This window comes from uncultured Formosa sp., assembly GCF_947500765.1.
GTDB lineage: Bacteria > Bacteroidota > Bacteroidia > Flavobacteriales > Flavobacteriaceae > Formosa.
The window spans coordinates 703,889-723,238 of the sequence record NZ_CANMTH010000001.1 but is presented as its reverse complement, the minus strand read 5'-3'; the positions used below and the strand labels follow the sequence as shown (position 1 = coordinate 723,238).

Genomic DNA, 19,350 nt, shown 5'->3' with positions numbered 1-19,350 from the left:
TTAAGTGTTTCCACTATTACTTTTAACAACTAATGGAATTAAATTTGGTACTCAAAATGGTCTATTCTTTTTGTTGACATTAACCGTTTCCAGTTAATATCTACGCTGTCAATTCAATATGTTAATGAACTTATTTCTCTATGTTTCTCAACTCGTTGCCTCGTTAAGCGGGTGCAAATATAAAACCCTTTTTTATTCCTCACAATGTTTTTTTGAAGTTTTTTTTAGTCCAGTTTCTCAACTTTTCCTAACCCCATAAAAACAATACTTAAAGAACTTTTCTTTCTAAAAACGTTGCCGTTTTTAGCGGCTGCAAACATACAACCTTTTTTATTCCTAACAAGCTTTTTTTTATCTTTTTTAATTCAAAACTAAATCCGATAAATATAACTCTGTTAATGAACATTTTACCTAGCTTACTACCGTAGTTGCGTCGCTAAGCGGGTGCAAATATACATACTTTTACCGTAACTGAGCAAGGTTTTTATGTAATTATTTTCATAAAAATCTTAAACCATAAACTATCAGGTAGTTAAGTGTAATGTTTTTTTTACAAGGCGTCACAATTCATAAAAATATGCCTTTATTTACTTCAGCAATACAGAAACGAACCTTTATGATAAGATCTAAACATAGTCTTATTACATAAAGAAATTCCATACAATACCAAAGCGTAATGTTAAATCACGATAGGGATAGTTAGGAGCCGAATAGTAATCGTAGCCTGTAAACGACGAATTAAAGTGTTCTACTTTAAAGTAAACACGTGTTTGTTGAATTTTAGCATTTAAAAAAAAGTCTAACCTTGGAAAGCTCCCATACTCTCGATCTGTTTGCATATAGAATTCTGCTAATAAAGGATCGTAAGCATCCATGTAGTAATCTGTAAAGTAATTAAACGTAACACCTGTTTCTAGCAACAATGCCTTTTTAAAAAATTCGTTTCTATAATATAAGGTATTACGAGTTACAAACTCTGGCACATTTAATACTTGATTATCATCTTGTACATTTTGATACATGATACTATTATCTAGAGCAAAGTGCCCAAATCTTATTTCTTTATCTAAGCGCACTCTTAAATATGTAATAGTCTCACTGTTTTGAAAAGGTTTTACACCTCCAGCATCTTCGTCTTCTTTAAAGTATGCATAATCGCTAATCGTAGAATAGTCTACTGTTATATTTGCTAGCTTTTCTGATTCTAACTTAAAACTCAATTGCTGTGTCTTCTCTGTACTAAAATTAGTTTGCCAATTATAATTTAAATAGTCACTCTGAAACAACAAGAAGTTATAATTAGGCTGTGAGGCATTATGATTAATTTCTGCACTCATTAATATATCGTCTGTGAATTTGTAAGATGCTTTTCCTGTAATGTAATTACCACTAAAATCGCCAGTAACGTTTAAACCTACATCTCCATAAATATCGAAGCCACCAAACTTATTATGATACTTCCCTCCTAGAGCTATAATATTACCTTTTAATCTATTGGTTATTTGTTCTTCATCTATAATTACAATTTGATCGTATCCGTAATTATAATTATCGTGACTTACATTAAATTGTAAATCTCCTAAAAGTGAGTTACTATAGTTAAGTTGAAATTGATTATAAAAATTTTCAATCGTACTTCTATCTTCTATATCACTAGACACAAAGGCATCTCCAAAATAATCATTTTGATCATCCTGATTAAATTGATAGTACTGATCATCAAACGTCATAATATGGTTTACATTTAAACTATGTTTGGCTAAAGAATCTTTTGGCTTTACAATATAGTAGCGATGGTCTAAATGAAAACGCTTCCCTTTTAAAGTATTATCTGCATCTTCAAAATTCACATCAAAAACACCACGATCTAAGAAATCGGGATCTCCTGATTCAAAATATTCAGTATTATCATCAGACAAACCACCATTTTCTTCATTATTAATATCCTGGCCTACAAAATGCACTTTAGCAATATAACGTTCGTCTTTTGTTTTGTAATTGGCAGAAAACTCGAAGTTTCCTATACTGGCAAGAATATGTTGGTAGTTTCCTAAAGATCTTAGACCTTTATAGGAAATCGAAAAATTAAACTGATCGGATGTATTAACCGTAAAGAAACCTTGAGCAACTTGCCCTTGTTCAAAACCCGTTTTATAAAACAACTCTGTTAAGGGCGTTGGTACATGGTAGTAACTAACATCTTCTATTTGCTTAAAAGCAAAAAACTTAGATCGTGCTCCTAAATCAGGCATTAAACGTTCCGATTTAAAATTATAGCTTAACGTATTATACGTTTGCCCCATATTAGAAAACGCAATTAAACCAAATTCATCCTTTCTTATAGAATTAAACTTATATTCCTTTTTAATAGACAATGTCGTATCTACATAAGTTGTATCGTTTAAATGAGACACTATAAGATATTGTTCTATCTTGGCTACTTCTTTCTCATCTGGTTTTGATTTGGTAGTATCTGATGATTTTTCGGTAAGTCCTTTTTCAGTTGTAGCACTATCACTTTCAATTTTCTTGTCTAGTTTTGGCACAACTTGCGAAAAAGCCAGATGAGTAAAACTCATTAAAAAGAATAACAGAATGATTTGCTTCATAATTATTTTTTAGATCTTGCAAATGTAAATACAAAATATGATATCCATACATAACAAAACTATAATTTAAATGCTTGCCCTTAACTATTCTGAATACGAATTTGAATGCGGCACAGACGAAGCAGGCCGTGGTTGTTTAGCCGGACCCGTTACTGCTGCTGCTGTAATTTTACCAAAAACATTTAAAAACACAATATTAAACGACTCGAAACAATTATCTGAGAAGAAACGAGATTTATTAAAACCTATAGTAGAACTGGAAGCAGTTGCCTTTGGTGTCGCTCATGTTTTCCCTGATAAAATTGACGAAATAAATATTTTAAATGCATCTATACACGCCATGCAATTAGCAATTGCAAAATTAGACCCAGAACCGGAATTTATAAGCGTAGACGGAAACCGGTTTAAACCGTATTTAAAAGTGCCTTATGCAACCATTATAAAAGGAGACGGAAAATATTTAAATATCGCAGCAGCTTCTATTCTTGCAAAAACATATCGCGATGCATATATGAATATGATTCATGAAGAATACCCCATGTATAACTGGAAACAGAATAAAGGATACCCTACAAAAGAACATCGTGCAGCTATAAAAAAATATGGTCCTACAAAATACCACCGTTTATCTTTTAGATTACTACCAGATCAATTAAAATTAGATCTATAACTTCCTATATTTGTAAAAAAAAATCTTTTTTATGAGAGCGCTTTTCTTAGCTATAATTTTTAGTGTATTCTTAATTAGTTGCGATACTACGACAACATCGCACCAAAGTTTAATTGAATTTGTTCCAGAACATACGTCAACTTTAATTAAAACGAATAATATTGAAGATTTAAAAAGCAGTTTAACGAACAACGTTTTAGTTCAGGAATTTAAAACTGCCAAATTCTATAAAGCTTTAGATGCTGTATTTAAAAATACATCGGCTTTTAAACCTAATCATGAAACTTTATTTTGTTTTTCTAAAGATGAAATAGATAGTACACAAATTACACTGATTACAAAATACACTTCAGATTTTTTTCAATTCGATTCTATTTCTAAACCAATACAAGAAAGTATTAAGTTTAAAAACAGCACCATTACTAAAACAAAACTCAAAACTGAAACATTTTTTAGCGTTGTGATTGACAGTGTTTTTATAGGTTCGACTTCAAAATCTATTATTGAAAAAAGTTTAAAAACAAAACCAGTAAGTGCAGAACTTCAAAAAATATACAACACAACAGCTACCGAAAAAACATTTGCTGTTATATTAGACACTGAAGACATTAAAGAATCTACATTGTTTTTTAGCTCAGACTCTATTCCTCTTCAAAAATTCACCAAATATCTTGCACTAGACACAGACATTACTCAAGATCAGATCACATTAAACGGTATTACGAAAGCTGAAGATTCTACAAACCATATCATCAATATTTTTAAGAATACAATTCCGCAAGAAAACAAAACGGCACAAATTACACCTGAAGACAGTGACGGTTTTATGAGTTTAACCTACCAAGACTTTAGTAATTTACAAGCAAACTTAGTTGTTTTAAATAGCCAAGAACCTCCAGAAACGACCTTGTTTGATAATACAGATGAAGTTGGTGTAATATATAATAAAGACTCGCGTGCAATTGCTTTACATAGTTTAGACGATATAGCAACTAATGAAGCCTTATTAGATTCTCAAGAAATTTTAGAAACATTTAGACAAATAGACATTAAACGTTTCGAACATCCAGAATGGTTTGCTATTAATTTTCAGCCTTTAATAAAAACCAAGACTGCTTCTTTTTATGCCTCTATAGATTCTTTCTTTGTATTTTCAGACAATTTAGAATTACTACAAAACATAATTGCCTCACATCAAAACAAAGCAACATTAAGCAATCGCGATTTTTACAATAACATTACAGAAAACTTAAGCGATGCATCTTCATTAATGTTAGTAGGAAATGCTACACTTCTTAACGGTGTGCTACAAGCAAACTTTAAAACAACTTCAAACACAAATGCAAATGCCTTTAAAATTTCGGCTATACAATATATATACGATCATAATTTTGCACACGTGAATGCTGTTATAAAAAAGAATAAAACAAGAGTTACAGAGAATGCAGTAAGCGAAGATTTAAATATAAAATTAGATGCTAAATTATTAAATAATCCACAGTTTGTAACCAATCACACTTCTGGACAAAAAGAAATTGTGGTTCAGGATGTAAATAACAATCTGTATTTAATTTCTAATAAAGGTAAAGTCCTTTGGAAAAAAGAACTTGACGAGCCTATTCTGGGCAATATTTCTCAGATAGACATGTACAAAAATGGTCGTTTACAACTTGCTTTTACTACAGCTCATCATTTATATGTGTTAGATCGTAATGGTAAATCTGCAAAAGCTTACCCTAAAAAATTTAAAGATAAGGTTACGCAGCCTTTAGCCGTTTTTGATTACGACAATAATAAAAAATACCGCTTGGTAGTAGTTCAAAACAAAGGCGTATTAATGTACGATGCTCAGGGCAATAAAGTAAAAGGGTTTACTTATAAAGAAGCCAACCAATCTATTATTCACACACCACAACATTTTAGAATTAACCGCAAAGATTATTTAGTATTTAAAACAAGTGACCAAATTTATATTTTAAGTAGAACAGGAGAGGTGCGTGTAACCCCTAAATCTTCTTACTCCTATTCTAAAGAGGGCGTTTACGTATACAACGACAAATTTGTTACTACCACAGACGAAGGCGATTTAATACTTATAAATACAAGAGGCGGCGTGTCTAGCGAAAATTTAAACCTCGGAGAAGATCATCATTTATATGCTACAAGTCGTACTTTGGTTACACAATCTGGAAATAAATTAACCATTAGAAACAAAACCTTAGAATTAGACTTTGGCACATACTCTCCTGTAAAGTTATTCTATATAAATAATAAAATATACATAACCACTACAGATGTACAAGCACAAAAAGTTTATGTATTTGATAGCCAAGGCGAGAATATTTCTAATTTTCCTGTTTACGGCACAAGCACTATAGACTTAGCCAATTCAGACCAAGACAACCTTATAGAAGCGGTCACTAAAGGAGGAGATAATGCCATAATTATTTATCAGATAAATTAAAAGAAAGAAACAATTAAGACCTTATTTTTTATTATTAAAGCTGAAGCTAATTTAGTACTTTTGCAGCCCTTATTTTTAAGATAAAAAAAACATGATAAAACGTAACATCGCCACAATTTCTAAATTTATAATTCATAAAGTTGGAAATAAATTTAACGATACTAAAAATGCCTTTTCAGAAAACGAAGTACAGTTTGACGAAGCGAGTTACGACTTAATGCTTCCGTTTTTATTAAGACCATTTGGTAGTGTGGTACAAAGTCACCGCTTTAATCACCATGCCAATATTAAACTGAATGAAATAAACACCTATGCTGCAGATATTTTTGCAGATGAAGCTAACTTTATCGAGGTTTCTAAAAATATTGTTAAGCATTTATACGAGCAATCCAATTCTGTACAAATAAAAACAGGAGATGTTATTGTCGCGATTTTTGAAGGGATAGAGTTTAATGAAATCGTAACCAATGCAATTGGAATCTTTAAAATTGAAAGTAAATCTAATTTCTTTCAAACCTATTTAGAAGGCAACAGTTACGATGTCGCCGTACAACAAGGTATAAACACAAAAAAAGTAGATAAAGGATGCCTAATTTTAAACCAAACAGATGCAGAAGGGCCTATTGTTTTAACAGTAGACAATAATAATTACGATGCACAATATTGGATCAATCATTTTTTAAATATTAAATATGCAAACGATTTTAATTCTCACACCCAGAATTATATCGAATTATGTAAAGAGTTTTCTACCGAGATATTAAAAACCAGTTACGGAAATCAAGAGCAAAACATATTTTTAGCAAAAACGGTAGATTATTTTAAGGAACATGAATTTGTAAATATTGAAAACTTTAAAGAAGAAGTCTTTGAAGACGACAATCACAAAACACTTTTCGACGATTATAAAAAGTCGTTTGAAGGCGAACAAGATCTTTTAATACTAAATCAGTTTGATGTTGCCGAACCTGTAGTGAAGAAGCAAAAAGCAAAAATTAAAACTGAAATTAAACTCGATACACAAATTCAAATTAAACTAGATATTGATGCTCCAGATGCTGCTAGTGAATATTTAGAACGCGGATTTGACGAAGAAAAGAAAATGTATTATTATAAGGTATTCTTTAATACTGAAGGATAGTAAAGTTAAACATAAATAAAACACAGGAAGATAGATTAAACGCAGTATTTCTGTATTGAATTAAATAAGATACTAAAACCCAAAGGAAATGACACAAGAAGAATTTTTAGAAAAAAGTGTATTTACAGGATTACAAAAGAATGAAGAAAACAATGATAGTTATTTCTCTGAGGAAGATTTTTCTGAAGTTTTAAAACAATGTGAGCATTTCGGAATTGCTGTATACGAGATTAAAACCACATTAGATGGTGAAGCCTTTAAGACCATAAACCACGAAACGTTTAGAAAAAAAGCGACCGATGTAAACTGGTATAATAGAGAATTTAGCCACTTAAAACGCGAGCAAGAAGGATTGCAGTATGCTGCGACTTATAAAGTGTCTAAAAAATTATTGGCAAGATAAATTAAAGATAGTATGGTAACACTGTTACTATTATACTAAAAAAGAACTCAATACTTGAGTATTATAAATTAATGTACAACAACTAAAACTTAAAAACCATGTTTAAAAAAACAATGAAAATGATGACTGTAGTATTTGCATCATCAATGTTATTAACATCTTGTTATTCTTACACAACTGTTGTAGGAGCAGGAGCACAAGGAAACTCTCAAACCAAAGAATGGAATCATTATGTGATTTACGGTTTAGCACCAGTTGGAGTTTCAGATGCTAAAGAAATGGCAGGTGGAGCTACAGATTATACTGTAAACACTCAACAAACGTTTGTTAACGGTTTAGTTGCTGCTCTTACTTTTGGTATCTACACACCAACAATGACTACAGTTACAAAATAGTTTTTTTTAACTAAAAAAGCGAGGTTGTTAGTAACAACCTCGCTTTTTAATATTTTTAATAATGAAAAAAATAGTATTCTATATTTCTTTAATCATTGCTCTTCTATTAGGTATTAATATTGTGCAAATTGTAGCAACAGACTTAGACCGATTAACAGAATATGGTTACGGATACTTAATTGGAAAAGTAATACTTTTCGTAATATTTACATCCATTGCTTTTTTAACAAAAAGTAAGACCGTTAAAGAATAGCGTATATATTTACTCTAAGACAAATTCCGACTCGAAACATTCACTAAAATGTTTCTGAAGTTTAGCTCTTACTTCAACTTCATTAACTTCTTTTACTCCCAATTCTACATTAAGAGAGGTTACCGCCTTACCACGAATACCACAAGGAATAATATTATCAAAATAGCCTAAATTAGCATTCACATTTAAAGCAAAACCATGCATGGTTACCCAACGACTAGCGCGTACACCCATGGCACAAATTTTTCTAGCAAACGGCGTTCCTACATCTAACCAAACTCCGGTTTCTCCAGGACTACGCTCTGCTTCTAATCCGTATTCTTTTAACGTTAGAATAATAACTTCTTCTAAAAAACGAAGATACTTGTGTATATCTGTAAAGAAATTATCTAAATCTAAAATAGGATAACCTACAATTTGACCAGGACCGTGATAAGTAATATCACCACCGCGATTAATTTTGTAAAACGTTGCCCCTTTTTCTTTTAACTGCTCTTCGTTTAGTAACATATTAGACATATGTCCGCTTTTACCCAAAGTATATACATGTGGGTGCTCTACAAACAGAAAGTAATTAGGTGTTGGAATAGTTGTATTCTCTCTTCTGTTCTGAATTTTAAGATCTACTATTTGTTTAAATAATTCCTCTTGGTAATCCCAAGTATCCTTATAATCTCGTAAACCTAAGTCTTGTAATTTTATTTTTTTATTCAAAGTAATTAATCTTCTAATATAACTTCTACATTCAAACTTTCAGGATCTGTTAAATAGTCCTTAAAGCTAAGTTCTGCAGAAAAACTCTTGTGATCTTGACTAAACATGGCATTTTCTAACGATACCGATTTAATTTTCTTCGGAAAATGGTAATTTAAAGTATATGTTGAAGCTGCAAGTATCATTTCTGCATCTGCCAAACTATCTTTTGTTGCCTCTAAAAGTTCAGGATTTGTAACCTTTACAATACGTTTAAACACTTTTCCATTATAAGTATAATGTACCTCACTAGATTCCGTAGTTCCCATTTGTGCTAACGGGCTTGTTTGTTGTACTTCATTTGTTTCCTTTAGTTCATTTGCTTTATTTAACACTTTAAACATATCTTCAAGTTCGTTAACATCATCAAAATCGGTATTAACATCAATTACCATTTTTTTGGTATTGGGGTCCATTAACATATGCATTTTAAAACGTTCTAAAGCTTTAAGTTGCTCTTGCTCTTCTTTTGGAAGTGTAGCGATACTATCTTTTTTTGCTTCTAAAAAATCTTTAAATACAATTATAGAATCTAACGTTTTTTCTTCAGATTCTCCTAAGTTATCTCCTCCCATTTCCATAAACTGAGAGCCATCAAAAGAAAAAGACATCGTTCCGCTACCATCATCTGTAACATGAATCGTTTCAGAAAATTTACAACTACTCAATAAAAGTAGCATAATACAAACGCTTAACACATAGATTTTTTTCATAGGTTGAATTCATTTATTAACTGTTGCAAATATACTTACTTATATATAAAAAGTAGCCTCAATTTAACCTTAAGACACCTTTAAAGAGTAAAATCACGGTATTCAGGGAAGTGTATAAAACAGAACTTATATTATCGTTTTGGATTATTTAAAATGACTAAAGCGGCAATTACACCTGGCACCCAGCCACAAAGCCATAATAAAAAAACGATTAGAACAGATCCGCAGCCTTTACCTATAACAGCTAATGGCGGACATATAATTGAAAGGATTACTCTCCAGATACTCATTATGATTGATTTTTTTTAAGATTGATTATGTATAAATAAGACGCTACAAAAAAGCAATTGTTACACCTCTAAAAATCTATTTTGTTTTTCGATAATATATATTGATATACTAACCAATAGTAATTATCTTTGTCAGTTAAAATATTAAATAGAACACTACTAGTATGTCGCAATTATCAGAGCAAGAAATCGTAAGAAGAGAAAAGCTTAGCAAACTTCGTGAGTTAGGAATTAATCCTTATCCAGCAAATCTTTATCCGTTAACACACACAAGTAAACAGGTTAAGACAGATTTTGAAGAAGGTAAGAAAGTGATAGTTGCCGGACGATTAATGTCACGAAGAATACAAGGAAATGCAAGTTTTGCTGAAGTACAAGACAGTGAAGGTCGTATACAAGTATATTTTAATCGTGATGAAATTTGCTCTGGAGAAGATAAAACCAAGTACAATACAATCTATAAAAAATTATTAGATATAGGGGATTTTGTTGGAATTGAAGGTGAATTATTCACAACCAAAGTTGGAGAAAAAACCATTATGGTAAGAGACTTTACCATTTTAAGTAAATCGTTACGCCCATTACCTCAACCGCGTGTAGATACTGAAGGTAAAGTACACGATGCGTTTACAGATCCTGAACAACGTTACAGACAACGTTACGCAGATTTAGTGGTAAACCCACATGTAAAAGAAGTATTTGTTAAACGTACAAAATTATTTAATGCCATGCGTGGGTTCTTTAACGACGCTGGATATTTTGAAGTAGAAACTCCTGTTTTACAACCTATTCCTGGTGGTGCAGCAGCACGTCCGTTTATTACACACCACAACAGTTTAGACATTCCCTTATATATGAGAATTGCTAACGAGTTATACCTAAAACGTTTAATTGTTGGTGGTTTTGATGGTGTTTACGAGTTTTCTAAAAACTTCCGTAACGAAGGTATGGATAGAACGCACAACCCAGAATTTACAGCCATGGAAATCTATGTCTCGTACAAAGATTACAATTGGATGATGGATTTCTGTGAAAAACTATTAGAACATTGTGCAATTGCTGTAAATGGTACTACAAAAGCAAAATTCGGAGAACACGAAATAGACTTTAAAGCACCTTATGCTCGTGTAACCATGGCCGATTCTATTAAACATTTTACAGGATTTGATATTACTGGTAAAACAGAAGCAGAAATACGTGAAGCCGCTAAAGGCTTAGGTATCCAAGTTGATGAAACTATGGGTAAAGGAAAATTAATCGATGAAATTTTTGGTGAAAAATGTGAAGGCAACTACATCCAGCCAACTTATATTACAGATTACCCTAAAGAGATGAGCCCGCTTTGTAAAGAACACAGAGATAACCCAGAATTAACTGAACGTTTTGAATTAATGGTTTGTGGAAAAGAAATTGCAAATGCTTATTCTGAATTAAACGACCCTATAGACCAACGCGAACGTTTCGAGCATCAATTAAAATTAGCTCAAAAAGGAGACGATGAAGCAACTGAGTTTATAGATCATGACTTTTTACGTGCTCTAGAATATGGTATGCCTCCAACATCTGGAATGGGAATTGGAATGGATCGTTTAATTATGTTTTTAACCAACAATCAATCTATTCAAGAAGTATTGTTTTTCCCTCAAATGAGACCTGAGAAAAAACAAGTAGACATGTCTGAAGACGAGAAAACTGTTTTTAATATTCTAAAAACAAATTCACCTATAGAATTAAATGCATTAAAATCAGAATCTCAACTAAGTAATAAAAAGTGGGACAAAACCATAAAAGGATTAACAAAATTAGGCGTAGCCAAAGTAGATAAAACAGACGACGGTTTGTTTGTCACGCTAAATGAATAAAAAAGCATGATTCAACTCCTTTTTAAATACAAAACAAAAGCATACATTCTTTTTTGGTATGCTTTTTTGTTGCTTATACATTTTGTAATAAAAGATAGGCTACAACCTTTTGTGTTTATTTTTAATGCTTGCTCATTACTTGTTATTATTATTTACGGTATTGTAGTTGCCTTGTTTTTATACAAACACAAGGCTCTACTTATATCCATATTAGCTATTAACTGTTTACTAGGTGTGTATTGGTACAATAATTACCATTATAAAACCGACGATATTACAGTTAATACTGCTTCTATAAATACAAAATCCATATTATTTTGGAATATTTCACGTCCTAAAAACTTACCCTTAGAAGATATTTCTAAAAAAATAAAGGCTTACCGTCCTGAAATTTTAGCCTTTGTTGAAGCAAAAAACATCTCTGAAGATGATCTCTCTGCCTTTAAAAAACAGCACCCTTTATATAACATACAACAATTAGAAGGAGAAATGATGATTGCTGTTAAAGGAGAAATAAACACGGTGGTATATAAGAAAATTTCTAGAGGATCTAAAAACAATTTCGTTACTGTTACTATTAACAATACACAATTTAAAATTCTTATTAACGATTTATTTGCAAACCCAGCTTTATCTAAAAAAGCCGAATTTGAAAGTATAAAATCTCTTGTAAAATCTGAAAACATTGATTTTATAGTAGGTGATTTTAATACGCCTTACGAAAGTTTATTCTTTAAAACTTTCAAGTCAAATTTTGAAAGTTTTCACAAATACAACAATGGCTTTACCGCCACTTGGCCTAGTCTTTTTCCTATATTAGAAATAGATCATATTTGGATTTCTAAAACATGGCAACCCATAATTTTACATAAAGAATTTAATAACAATTCTGACCACGGTTTGTTAGTCGGAACGTACCAATTAAGACCTTAATAAACTCCTCTTGCTAATCTCTCTACGCGTTAATACGTTGTTAAAATAAGTTTTAATATTAAACCTTTTAAAAATCTACTGGTCATAGAGGTATAATTTAAAACATAATTATCATGAAAAAAATAATGATTTTAGCTTTAGCATTTATTTCTTTAAATGCTATGGCACAAGAAAAAAGAGGAGACAACAATAGACAAGACAAAAAAGAAATGCGTATGCCAGGTTCTGATTTTACTCCAGAACAACAAGCCACAATTCAAACTAAAAAAATGGTTTTAAGTTTAGACCTTACTAGTTCTCAACAAAAAGAAGTCTATAACTTAACTTTAAATCAGGAAAAAGAAAAACAAGCAAATCGTGAAGCCTTTAAAAAAGCTAAAGAATCGGGAGTAAAACCGACTCAACAAGAACGTTACGACAACATGATTGCGCGCTTAGACAACCAGATTATAATGAAAACTAAAATGAAAAGCATTTTAAAAAGCGAACAATATACAGCGTGGATAAAAAATATGGAAAATCGTCCAAATGGTAGAAAAGATAGAGGTGGTAAAAAAGAAAATGACCGTAATGATAATGAAAGACGCGGATAATAGACGTTGTTTCAATTCAAATAAAAACGGCAAACCTAAATTGGTTTGCCGTTTTTATTTATATAGCACTCAAATTATAATTCATTTGAATTATTATAACATAGAGTGATAATAGTTATATTATTTATCTAAAGTCGGTGCTACTTTATGTACTGCATTTATGGTTGCATCTAAATCTGCATAGGTTAAAGCATCTGTAATAAACCACGTTTCAAAAGCACTTGGTGCAATATAAACACCTTGCTCTAACATGCCATTGAAAAAAGTTTTAAAATTCTCGTTATTCCCTAAAGCAGATGTTTCAAAATCGACTACAGGAGTTTCAGTAAAATGCACAGAAATCATAGAGCCTACACGATTTATAGTATGCCCTATTTTATGATCTGATAATACTTTTGTAATGCCTTTATGTAAATATTCAGTCTTTTCTGCCAAACGATTAAAAATTTGAGTATCTTTTTCTAATGCTTTTAACATCGCTAAACCAGCAGCCATCGCTAATGGATTTCCACTTAAAGTTCCTGCCTGATATACTGGTCCTAAAGGCGCAAGATAATTCATAATCTCTTCACGTGCGGCAAAAGCACCTACTGGCAATCCGCCTCCAATTACTTTTCCAAAGCAAACAATATCTGCTTTTACATTAAATAATTCTTGAGCTCCTCCTCTAGCCAATCTGAAACCAGTCATGACCTCATCAAAAACCAAAAGAATATTATTAGCATCGCAAAGTAATCTCAGTTCTTCAAGAAAATTAGCTTGTGGTGGTACACATCCCATATTTCCAGCAACTGGTTCTAAAATAATACAAGCAATATCATTAGGATTTGCTTCTATAATAGATTTTACGTGATTGATATCGTTATATTTTGCCAACAATGTGTCTTGAGCCGTACCTGCGGTAACACCTGGACTATTTGGACTTCCAAAGGTCATAGCGCCACTTCCGGCTTGTATTAAAAACGAATCACTATGGCCGTGATAACATCCCGCAAATTTTATTATTTTTTCTTTTCCTGTATATCCTCTTGCTAATCGAACGGCACTCATACAAGCTTCCGTTCCTGAATTTACAAAGCGTATTTTATCAATATTAGGTACCATAGATACTGCCAAAGCGGCAATTTCTGTTTCAATTTCTGTAGGCGCACCAAACGATGTTCCTAATTTTGCTTTTTCAATAATAGCATCGACAACAGGAGGATAGGCATGACCTAAAATCATAGGTCCCCAAGAATTTATATAATCTATAAATGTATTGTTATCCTCATCAGTTAAATACGCACCTTTAGCTTCTTTTATAAAAATAGGAGTCCCTCCTACTGCTTTAAAAGCACGAACTGGCGAGTTTACTCCACCAGGAATAACTTGCTCTGCATCAGCAAATAATGCACTACTTCTTGTATATTTCATTATATTAATTTTGTATTTAGGACTTGACTAGCAATTCTTGTCCGATAGAAAGGTTAGTGTCCCTTAATCCGTTTATTTTTTGAAGTTCTTGTACCGAAATATTATAGCGTTTAGAGATCGAATACAATGTATCTCCCTTAACCACATAATGCACATCTTGACTGGATCTAGACTGAACACGCGTTGGTGTATTTACTACACTTCCATTATCGTAGTTGTACAGTTTATAACGTTCTATTAGTGCTATTAATTTTTCAGGATATTTTCTATCTGTAGCATAACCAGCAGCACGAAGCCCTTTTGCCCACCCTTTATAATCGTCTATATCTAATTCGAATAAACCAGCATAACGCTTTCTTTCGCTTAAAAATAAGGAGTGATCGCGATACGAATACTTGGCGTCTTTATATTTTCTGAAACATTCTTGATCTTCATCGTCGTCGTGATGAATACTTGCACCTGTCCAATCATGACATTTAATTCCAAAATGATTATTGGCTTCTACAGCTAACCTTCCTTGACCAGAACCTGATTCTAAAATGCCTTGGGCCAAAGTAATACTTGCAGGAATATGATAAAAATTCATTTCTTCAACCGCAATAGGACCAAATACTTGAATATATTCTGAAGTATTAGTTATCACTAAATGGACAACTTCTTCTTCTGTTTCTTCAGGAACATCTGCCGTTTTACTCTCGGTTTTCTGATGACGAAATTTTCTACTTTTTAAATATTCTGTATGTTGTTTTGATGAAGACGATGTTTTTCGCTTTCGAGAACCACAACTAACCAACACACTCATTACTAATAAAAGGACAACTATTTGTTTCATATATTTATGTAATTAGAGGCATTTTCTTTTTCTTTAATTGGGTATTCATACCTTCTACACCTTGTAAACCTCCTGTATGTATAACTAAAATTTTAGACTGGTCAGGAAAATATCCTGACGTTATTAAATCCATAATACCAAACATTACTTTTCCGGTATATACTGGATCTAAAGGAATACCATGTTGCGATTTAAAAGAGTTAATAAACTGAATTAAATTAGAATTTATTTTTGCATAACCTCCAAAATGATAATCCGTTATCAACTTCCAATTGGTTTTGGTTACAAATTTACTAATATTGTGTTGTAAAAAATCACCTTTTAATGCAGGAAATCCTAAAATGGTTTGATTTGATGTACTGCTATTTATAAGTCCAGAAATAGTACCTCCTGTACCTACGGCACAACATACATAATCAAAACTAGAATCTTTGGGTGTTAAAATATGCTCACATCCTTGTACTGCTAAGCTATTAGTACCACCTTCTGGGATTAAATAAAAATCGCCAAAAACATCCTGTAAGCCTTGTATAAATTCCGGAGTTTCTTTGAGTCTAAAATCTGTTCGCGTTACATATTTAAAGGTCATGCCACAAGCTGCAGCAAATTTAAGCGTAGGATTTAAATTCGTTTCTAAAGCTAATTCTTCACCGCGAATAATACCTATAGTTTTAAAGCCTGACATTTGCCCCGCGTAAGCAACAGCTGCTATATGATTTGAGAATGCACCTCCAAAAGTTAACAATGTGGTATGTTCTTCTTCTTTTGCTTTTAAAATATTATAATGAAGTTTTCTGTATTTATTACCACTAACAAACGGATGAATCGTGTCTTCCCGCTTAATAGAAAGACTAATATTATAATCGGTACCTAAGTGGACTAACTGATTATTAATATTTGGGGTTGCAGACGAAAAGAGCATAAAACGCCAATTAAATTAAAACATTGACTTACAAATGTAAAGCAATTAAAAGGTAGAACACTAATTTTTATTAAAAAATAGATAACATATTGAAGATATTATTGTTATCTAAGAGCTAACACACATCAATTCATCTACAGTTTTTAGCTTTTAAACGTTTTACATTCAACACCCTAGTAATAATTATATAAAATTAGTACTTTTGCACCCGCAAATTATATAGCTATTAATCTTATGCAATTTAACACTACAATGATAAGACTATTTTATATGTCTTATAATATGAAACGCCTGTATTTATTTATAATTTTTGGAGTATTAAGTATTACCACTTTTGGGCAGACCTGGACAGGTAACTCGGATACAAATTGGAACAACACGAGCAATTGGAGCTCTGGCAGTTTACCAACTAGTAGTACAGATGTAGTCATTAATTACCCTTCTCGATATCCAATTATTGATGGAATTAATGCAGAGGCAAAATCTATCACGATAGCTTACAATGGTAGTTTAACCATCCAAAATGGAGGTGAATTAACCGTTCAAAATAATTTCTCCACGAATTCTCCTATTTATATCTCTGATAGTAAACTTACAATAGAAAAGGGATACTTTAAAGCATACCAAAAATCAGTAGATGTCTACAATAGCACAATTAGTGCTAATGATTTTGAGTGTGGTTTTTTAAACGCTGTATATACAGAAAATTTCAAACCTAGCGAAGAATATTTAATATCTACAGAAAATTTCAAAACAGAAACCTATGCAGATAATTCAGGTACTAATGCTAGAGTACACTTGGTAAATGCAAGAATGAATACAGATAACTGGACTTCATACGATCTGGAAGCTACAGGATCTAAAATTTCTATTAGTGGAGACTTAAATAACAATGGAGATATTAATTTAACAGATTGTATTGTGGATACTGATTCTTGGATATCAGACCCTATAAATGCAACAAGTTCGTCTATTACTTCTAACGGAGATTTAACGATAGGCAATTCAGACTTAGATAATTATTTCGACAACACTAACGTAATAGTTAGTGGGCAAATTGTAACAAAAGAAGGCGGAATTATAAAAAATAACTGTTATTTTTCTGCTACAGATTTAATTTTTGACAATGCAGGTGGTAATAGTCTTTATATTTATGAAAGTGAATTAGAGTTCTCTAATCATGTTGATAATTTTATTGGAGACTTAGTGTTAAATAATCAATCTAAATTAAGCTGCTTAAGTTTAACCGGAGCTAACTCAGGTTCTAATCTAGAAGTAAGAGGAGAGTCTGTTTTAATTATTGAGAATAAATTCACTAATTATACTACTATATATATTGATAGTGGTTCTAGTTTAATTCAAACAAGTGAAACAGATTTAAATGTTTCCAATGCCTGGAACGATACAGATCAATTTACTATAGACAGATCTATTGATATTGAACGCGATATAGATTATGTGTATTGGTCTTCTCCTGTGCCGGGTTATTCTATAGATGATATTGGGGATACAACCTACCGTTATGAATGGGAAGCAACCAAAGATAATGGTGGAACTTATGCTAGTAATTTTGGAAATTGGAAAAAAGCTTCAGGAGAAATGACACAAGGAAAAGGCTATATAGTAAGAGGTTTTGTTGATGAATTAATCCTTGATGATGGTAATAGTATTTATCAACAAAGATTTCAAGCACAAAAACCATACAATGGAAATATAACAGTTCCAATATACAAAGGCACTTATACAGGAGCAAATTACACAGGTCCTTCTTCTCAAACATTAGTAACTAGTAATGATGACAATTGGAACCTTTTAGGAAACCCATATCCTTCAGCAATAAGTGCACAAAAATTTTTAGAATTAAACAAATATTTAGATGGTAACGTCCGTATTTGGACACACACAAATGGGCTAAGTGCAAGTAATGATGATCCATTCTATGCTAACGAAACTTTTAGTTATAATGTGAATGATTACATCACATACAACTTATTAGGGAGTAGTACAGGGCCATCTAGCTTTAATGGTTACATCGCATCTGGACAAGGGTTCTTTGTGTTATTTGAAGACGTAATTCCCAGCACCGAAGAAGAAGCCTATTTCACAAACGACATGCGTACTTATGATACATATTATACCAATACAGAATTTTACAGAACAGATGAGACGTCTCAAAAATCGCGTATTTGGTTAGAATTAATCGCAGACGAAACCAAGAGTTCTAACACCATGCTTTTAGGATATACAGATGGTGCAACAGAAGAAAAAGATAGATTGTATGATGCTGTAGCTATGGATATAAATACAATGGGAATTTATAGTTTAATAGACAATCAACCTATGGTTATACAAGGTCGTTCGTTACCATTTCTAGATACAGACCAAGTACCTTTAAGTATTATTACAACAACTAAAGATTTATATAGTATAGGTATTAAATATGTAGATGGTAATTTCGAAAATAATCAAGACATCTACTTAGAAGATCTTTATGAAAACACTATACATAATTTAAAAGACTCTGCTTATACGTTTTCATCAGAAGCAGGAACGTTTAACGATCGTTTCATATTACGTTATCAAGATAAAAGCTTAAGTATTGATGATGCTATTATAGATTCTGAATTTAAAATTATAGCAACTCAAAACTTTATCAAAGCAAGCACTACTTCTAATACTATTAACAGCATTATAGTATACGATATATTAGGTCGTGTCTTATATCAAACTAAAGGTTTAAATACTACTGAAGTAAAATTAGATCAGTTAGCTCCAACGCAAGGTCCTTTAATAGTTAAAGCCACCTTAGCCAATGGCACAACAAAAACTCAAAAAGTAATATATTAATTATTGCTTATTTTTTTAGTAAAAGCGATACTATTATAATATTATATCAGCTTTAAAATTTCGGCTCTTAACACTAATATGTTAAGGGCTTTTTTTTTACCATATCCTTTTTAAGTTTAGTATAATTAGCAAGCTTGTTTATGATTCAAGAAACAGTATACGACTAAAAAAGAACAAGATATATAGATTATAAATCTTGTTCTTTTTTATTTAATTAGCTGAGAATTAACACAATATTTATTCTAAAAATTCTGTTA

General features: G+C 31.6%; 17 protein-coding genes. 10 read left to right on the top strand and 7 right to left on the bottom strand.

Going from position 1 to position 19,350, the window contains the following annotated elements; all coding sequences use genetic code 11:
- Positions 1-641: 641 nt before the first annotated feature.
- The gene (locus Q1B05_RS03125; RefSeq protein WP_299777443.1) at positions 642-2,609 is read right to left on the bottom strand and encodes a putative porin; all 1,968 of its coding nucleotides are present in this window, start codon (positions 2,607-2,609) and stop codon (positions 642-644) included.
- A gap of 70 nt (positions 2,610-2,679) precedes the next feature.
- On the opposite strand from Q1B05_RS03125, the gene Q1B05_RS03120 reads away from it, so the two are divergent.
- The 6 genes from Q1B05_RS03120 to Q1B05_RS03095 all read left to right on the top strand — a co-directional run bounded on the left by Q1B05_RS03120 (position 2,680) and on the right by Q1B05_RS03095 (position 7,935).
- The gene (locus tag Q1B05_RS03120; protein WP_299777441.1) at positions 2,680-3,279 is read left to right on the top strand and encodes a ribonuclease HII; all 600 of its coding nucleotides are present in this window, start codon (positions 2,680-2,682) and stop codon (positions 3,277-3,279) included.
- 31 nt (positions 3,280-3,310) lie between these two features.
- Positions 3,311-5,743 carry a ribonuclease HII gene (locus Q1B05_RS03115; protein ID WP_299777439.1) on the top strand — a complete coding sequence of 811 codons (2,433 nt, stop codon included), beginning with the start codon at positions 3,311-3,313 and terminating at the stop codon, positions 5,741-5,743.
- Positions 5,744-5,834: 91 nt separating this feature from the next.
- A complete protein-coding gene (locus tag Q1B05_RS03110) occupies positions 5,835-6,884 on the top strand; it encodes a nucleoid-associated protein (RefSeq protein ID WP_299777437.1) in 1,050 nt (349 codons plus the stop codon).
- Between the two features lie 88 nt (positions 6,885-6,972).
- On the top strand, positions 6,973-7,287 hold the full coding sequence (locus tag Q1B05_RS03105; protein WP_299777435.1) for a hypothetical protein: 315 nt from the start codon (positions 6,973-6,975) through the stop codon (positions 7,285-7,287).
- 98 nt (positions 7,288-7,385) lie between these two features.
- Positions 7,386-7,682 (top strand): Bor family protein, encoded by a 297-nt coding sequence (locus Q1B05_RS03100; protein WP_299777433.1) that lies wholly within the window; start codon positions 7,386-7,388, stop codon positions 7,680-7,682.
- A 61-nt stretch (positions 7,683-7,743) separates the two neighbouring features.
- Positions 7,744-7,935, top strand: coding sequence for a hypothetical protein (locus Q1B05_RS03095; RefSeq protein WP_299777431.1), 192 nt, complete (start codon positions 7,744-7,746; stop codon positions 7,933-7,935).
- 9 nt (positions 7,936-7,944) lie between these two features.
- On the opposite strand, the gene lipB is transcribed toward Q1B05_RS03095, so the two are convergent.
- The 3 genes from lipB to Q1B05_RS03080 form a co-directional block, all read right to left on the bottom strand.
- Complete coding sequence (gene lipB / locus Q1B05_RS03090) at positions 7,945-8,649, bottom strand: lipoyl(octanoyl) transferase LipB (protein WP_299777429.1); 705 nt, start codon at positions 8,647-8,649, stop codon at positions 7,945-7,947.
- A gap of 5 nt (positions 8,650-8,654) precedes the next feature.
- On the bottom strand, positions 8,655-9,401 hold the full coding sequence (locus Q1B05_RS03085) for a hypothetical protein (protein ID WP_299777427.1): 747 nt from the start codon (positions 9,399-9,401) through the stop codon (positions 8,655-8,657).
- A gap of 131 nt (positions 9,402-9,532) precedes the next feature.
- Positions 9,533-9,691, bottom strand: coding sequence for a YqaE/Pmp3 family membrane protein (locus tag Q1B05_RS03080; RefSeq protein ID WP_083495670.1), 159 nt, complete (start codon positions 9,689-9,691; stop codon positions 9,533-9,535).
- A 164-nt stretch (positions 9,692-9,855) separates the two neighbouring features.
- On the opposite strand from Q1B05_RS03080, the gene lysS reads away from it, so the two are divergent.
- The 3 genes from lysS to Q1B05_RS03065 all read left to right on the top strand — a co-directional run bounded on the left by lysS (position 9,856) and on the right by Q1B05_RS03065 (position 13,079).
- Entirely contained in the window at positions 9,856-11,553 is a 1,698-nt protein-coding gene (lysS, locus tag Q1B05_RS03075) for a lysine--tRNA ligase (protein WP_299777424.1), read from the top strand.
- 6 nt (positions 11,554-11,559) lie between these two features.
- On the top strand, positions 11,560-12,486 hold the full coding sequence (locus tag Q1B05_RS03070) for an endonuclease/exonuclease/phosphatase family protein (RefSeq protein ID WP_299777422.1): 927 nt from the start codon (positions 11,560-11,562) through the stop codon (positions 12,484-12,486).
- Between the two features lie 113 nt (positions 12,487-12,599).
- The gene (locus Q1B05_RS03065; RefSeq protein ID WP_299777420.1) at positions 12,600-13,079 is read left to right on the top strand and encodes a hypothetical protein; all 480 of its coding nucleotides are present in this window, start codon (positions 12,600-12,602) and stop codon (positions 13,077-13,079) included.
- 120 nt (positions 13,080-13,199) lie between these two features.
- Here the strand turns inward: Q1B05_RS03065 and hemL are convergent, their stop codons facing one another.
- The 3 genes from hemL to Q1B05_RS03050 are packed head-to-tail and all read right to left on the bottom strand — an operon-like array spanning position 13,200 to position 16,246.
- Positions 13,200-14,492 (bottom strand): glutamate-1-semialdehyde 2,1-aminomutase, encoded by a 1,293-nt coding sequence (gene hemL / locus Q1B05_RS03060; RefSeq protein WP_299777418.1) that lies wholly within the window; start codon positions 14,490-14,492, stop codon positions 13,200-13,202.
- Between the two features lie 16 nt (positions 14,493-14,508).
- Positions 14,509-15,324: a glucosaminidase domain-containing protein gene (locus tag Q1B05_RS03055; RefSeq protein WP_299777416.1), complete on the bottom strand. Its 816-nt coding sequence runs from the start codon at positions 15,322-15,324 to the stop codon at positions 14,509-14,511.
- Positions 15,325-15,328: 4 nt separating this feature from the next.
- Positions 15,329-16,246: a 1-aminocyclopropane-1-carboxylate deaminase/D-cysteine desulfhydrase gene (locus tag Q1B05_RS03050; protein ID WP_299777414.1), complete on the bottom strand. Its 918-nt coding sequence runs from the start codon at positions 16,244-16,246 to the stop codon at positions 15,329-15,331.
- 252 nt (positions 16,247-16,498) lie between these two features.
- Here Q1B05_RS03050 and Q1B05_RS03045 point away from each other — a divergent pair, with 252 nt between their 5' ends.
- Positions 16,499-19,093, top strand: coding sequence for a T9SS sorting signal type C domain-containing protein (locus tag Q1B05_RS03045; protein ID WP_299777412.1), 2,595 nt, complete (start codon positions 16,499-16,501; stop codon positions 19,091-19,093).
- Positions 19,094-19,350: the final 257 nt, after the last annotated feature.

Bases quoted from the DNA above. Each gene is read 5' to 3' on its own strand.
- Q1B05_RS03125 (WP_299777443.1), bottom strand. From the start codon at position 2,609: ATGAAGCAAATCATTCTGTTATTCTTTTTAATGAGTTTTACTCATCTG.
- Q1B05_RS03095 (WP_299777431.1), top strand. From the start codon at position 7,744: ATGAAAAAAATAGTATTCTATATTTCTTTAATCATTGCTCTTCTATTA.
- Q1B05_RS03070 (WP_299777422.1), top strand. From the start codon at position 11,560: ATGATTCAACTCCTTTTTAAATACAAAACAAAAGCATACATTCTTTTT.
- Q1B05_RS03055 (WP_299777416.1), bottom strand. From the start codon at position 15,324: ATGAAACAAATAGTTGTCCTTTTATTAGTAATGAGTGTGTTGGTTAGT.
- Q1B05_RS03080 (WP_083495670.1), bottom strand. From the start codon at position 9,691: ATGAGTATCTGGAGAGTAATCCTTTCAATTATATGTCCGCCATTAGCT.
- lysS (WP_299777424.1), top strand. From the start codon at position 9,856: ATGTCGCAATTATCAGAGCAAGAAATCGTAAGAAGAGAAAAGCTTAGC.
- Q1B05_RS03105 (WP_299777435.1), top strand. From the start codon at position 6,973: ATGACACAAGAAGAATTTTTAGAAAAAAGTGTATTTACAGGATTACAA.
- Q1B05_RS03120 (WP_299777441.1), top strand. From the start codon at position 2,680: ATGCTTGCCCTTAACTATTCTGAATACGAATTTGAATGCGGCACAGAC.
- Q1B05_RS03115 (WP_299777439.1), top strand. From the start codon at position 3,311: ATGAGAGCGCTTTTCTTAGCTATAATTTTTAGTGTATTCTTAATTAGT.
- Q1B05_RS03065 (WP_299777420.1), top strand. From the start codon at position 12,600: ATGAAAAAAATAATGATTTTAGCTTTAGCATTTATTTCTTTAAATGCT.
- hemL (WP_299777418.1), bottom strand. From the start codon at position 14,492: ATGAAATATACAAGAAGTAGTGCATTATTTGCTGATGCAGAGCAAGTT.
- Q1B05_RS03110 (WP_299777437.1), top strand. From the start codon at position 5,835: ATGATAAAACGTAACATCGCCACAATTTCTAAATTTATAATTCATAAA.
- Q1B05_RS03085 (WP_299777427.1), bottom strand. From the start codon at position 9,401: ATGAAAAAAATCTATGTGTTAAGCGTTTGTATTATGCTACTTTTATTG.
- Q1B05_RS03045 (WP_299777412.1), top strand. From the start codon at position 16,499: ATGATAAGACTATTTTATATGTCTTATAATATGAAACGCCTGTATTTA.
- Q1B05_RS03050 (WP_299777414.1), bottom strand. From the start codon at position 16,246: ATGCTCTTTTCGTCTGCAACCCCAAATATTAATAATCAGTTAGTCCAC.
- Q1B05_RS03100 (WP_299777433.1), top strand. From the start codon at position 7,386: ATGTTTAAAAAAACAATGAAAATGATGACTGTAGTATTTGCATCATCA.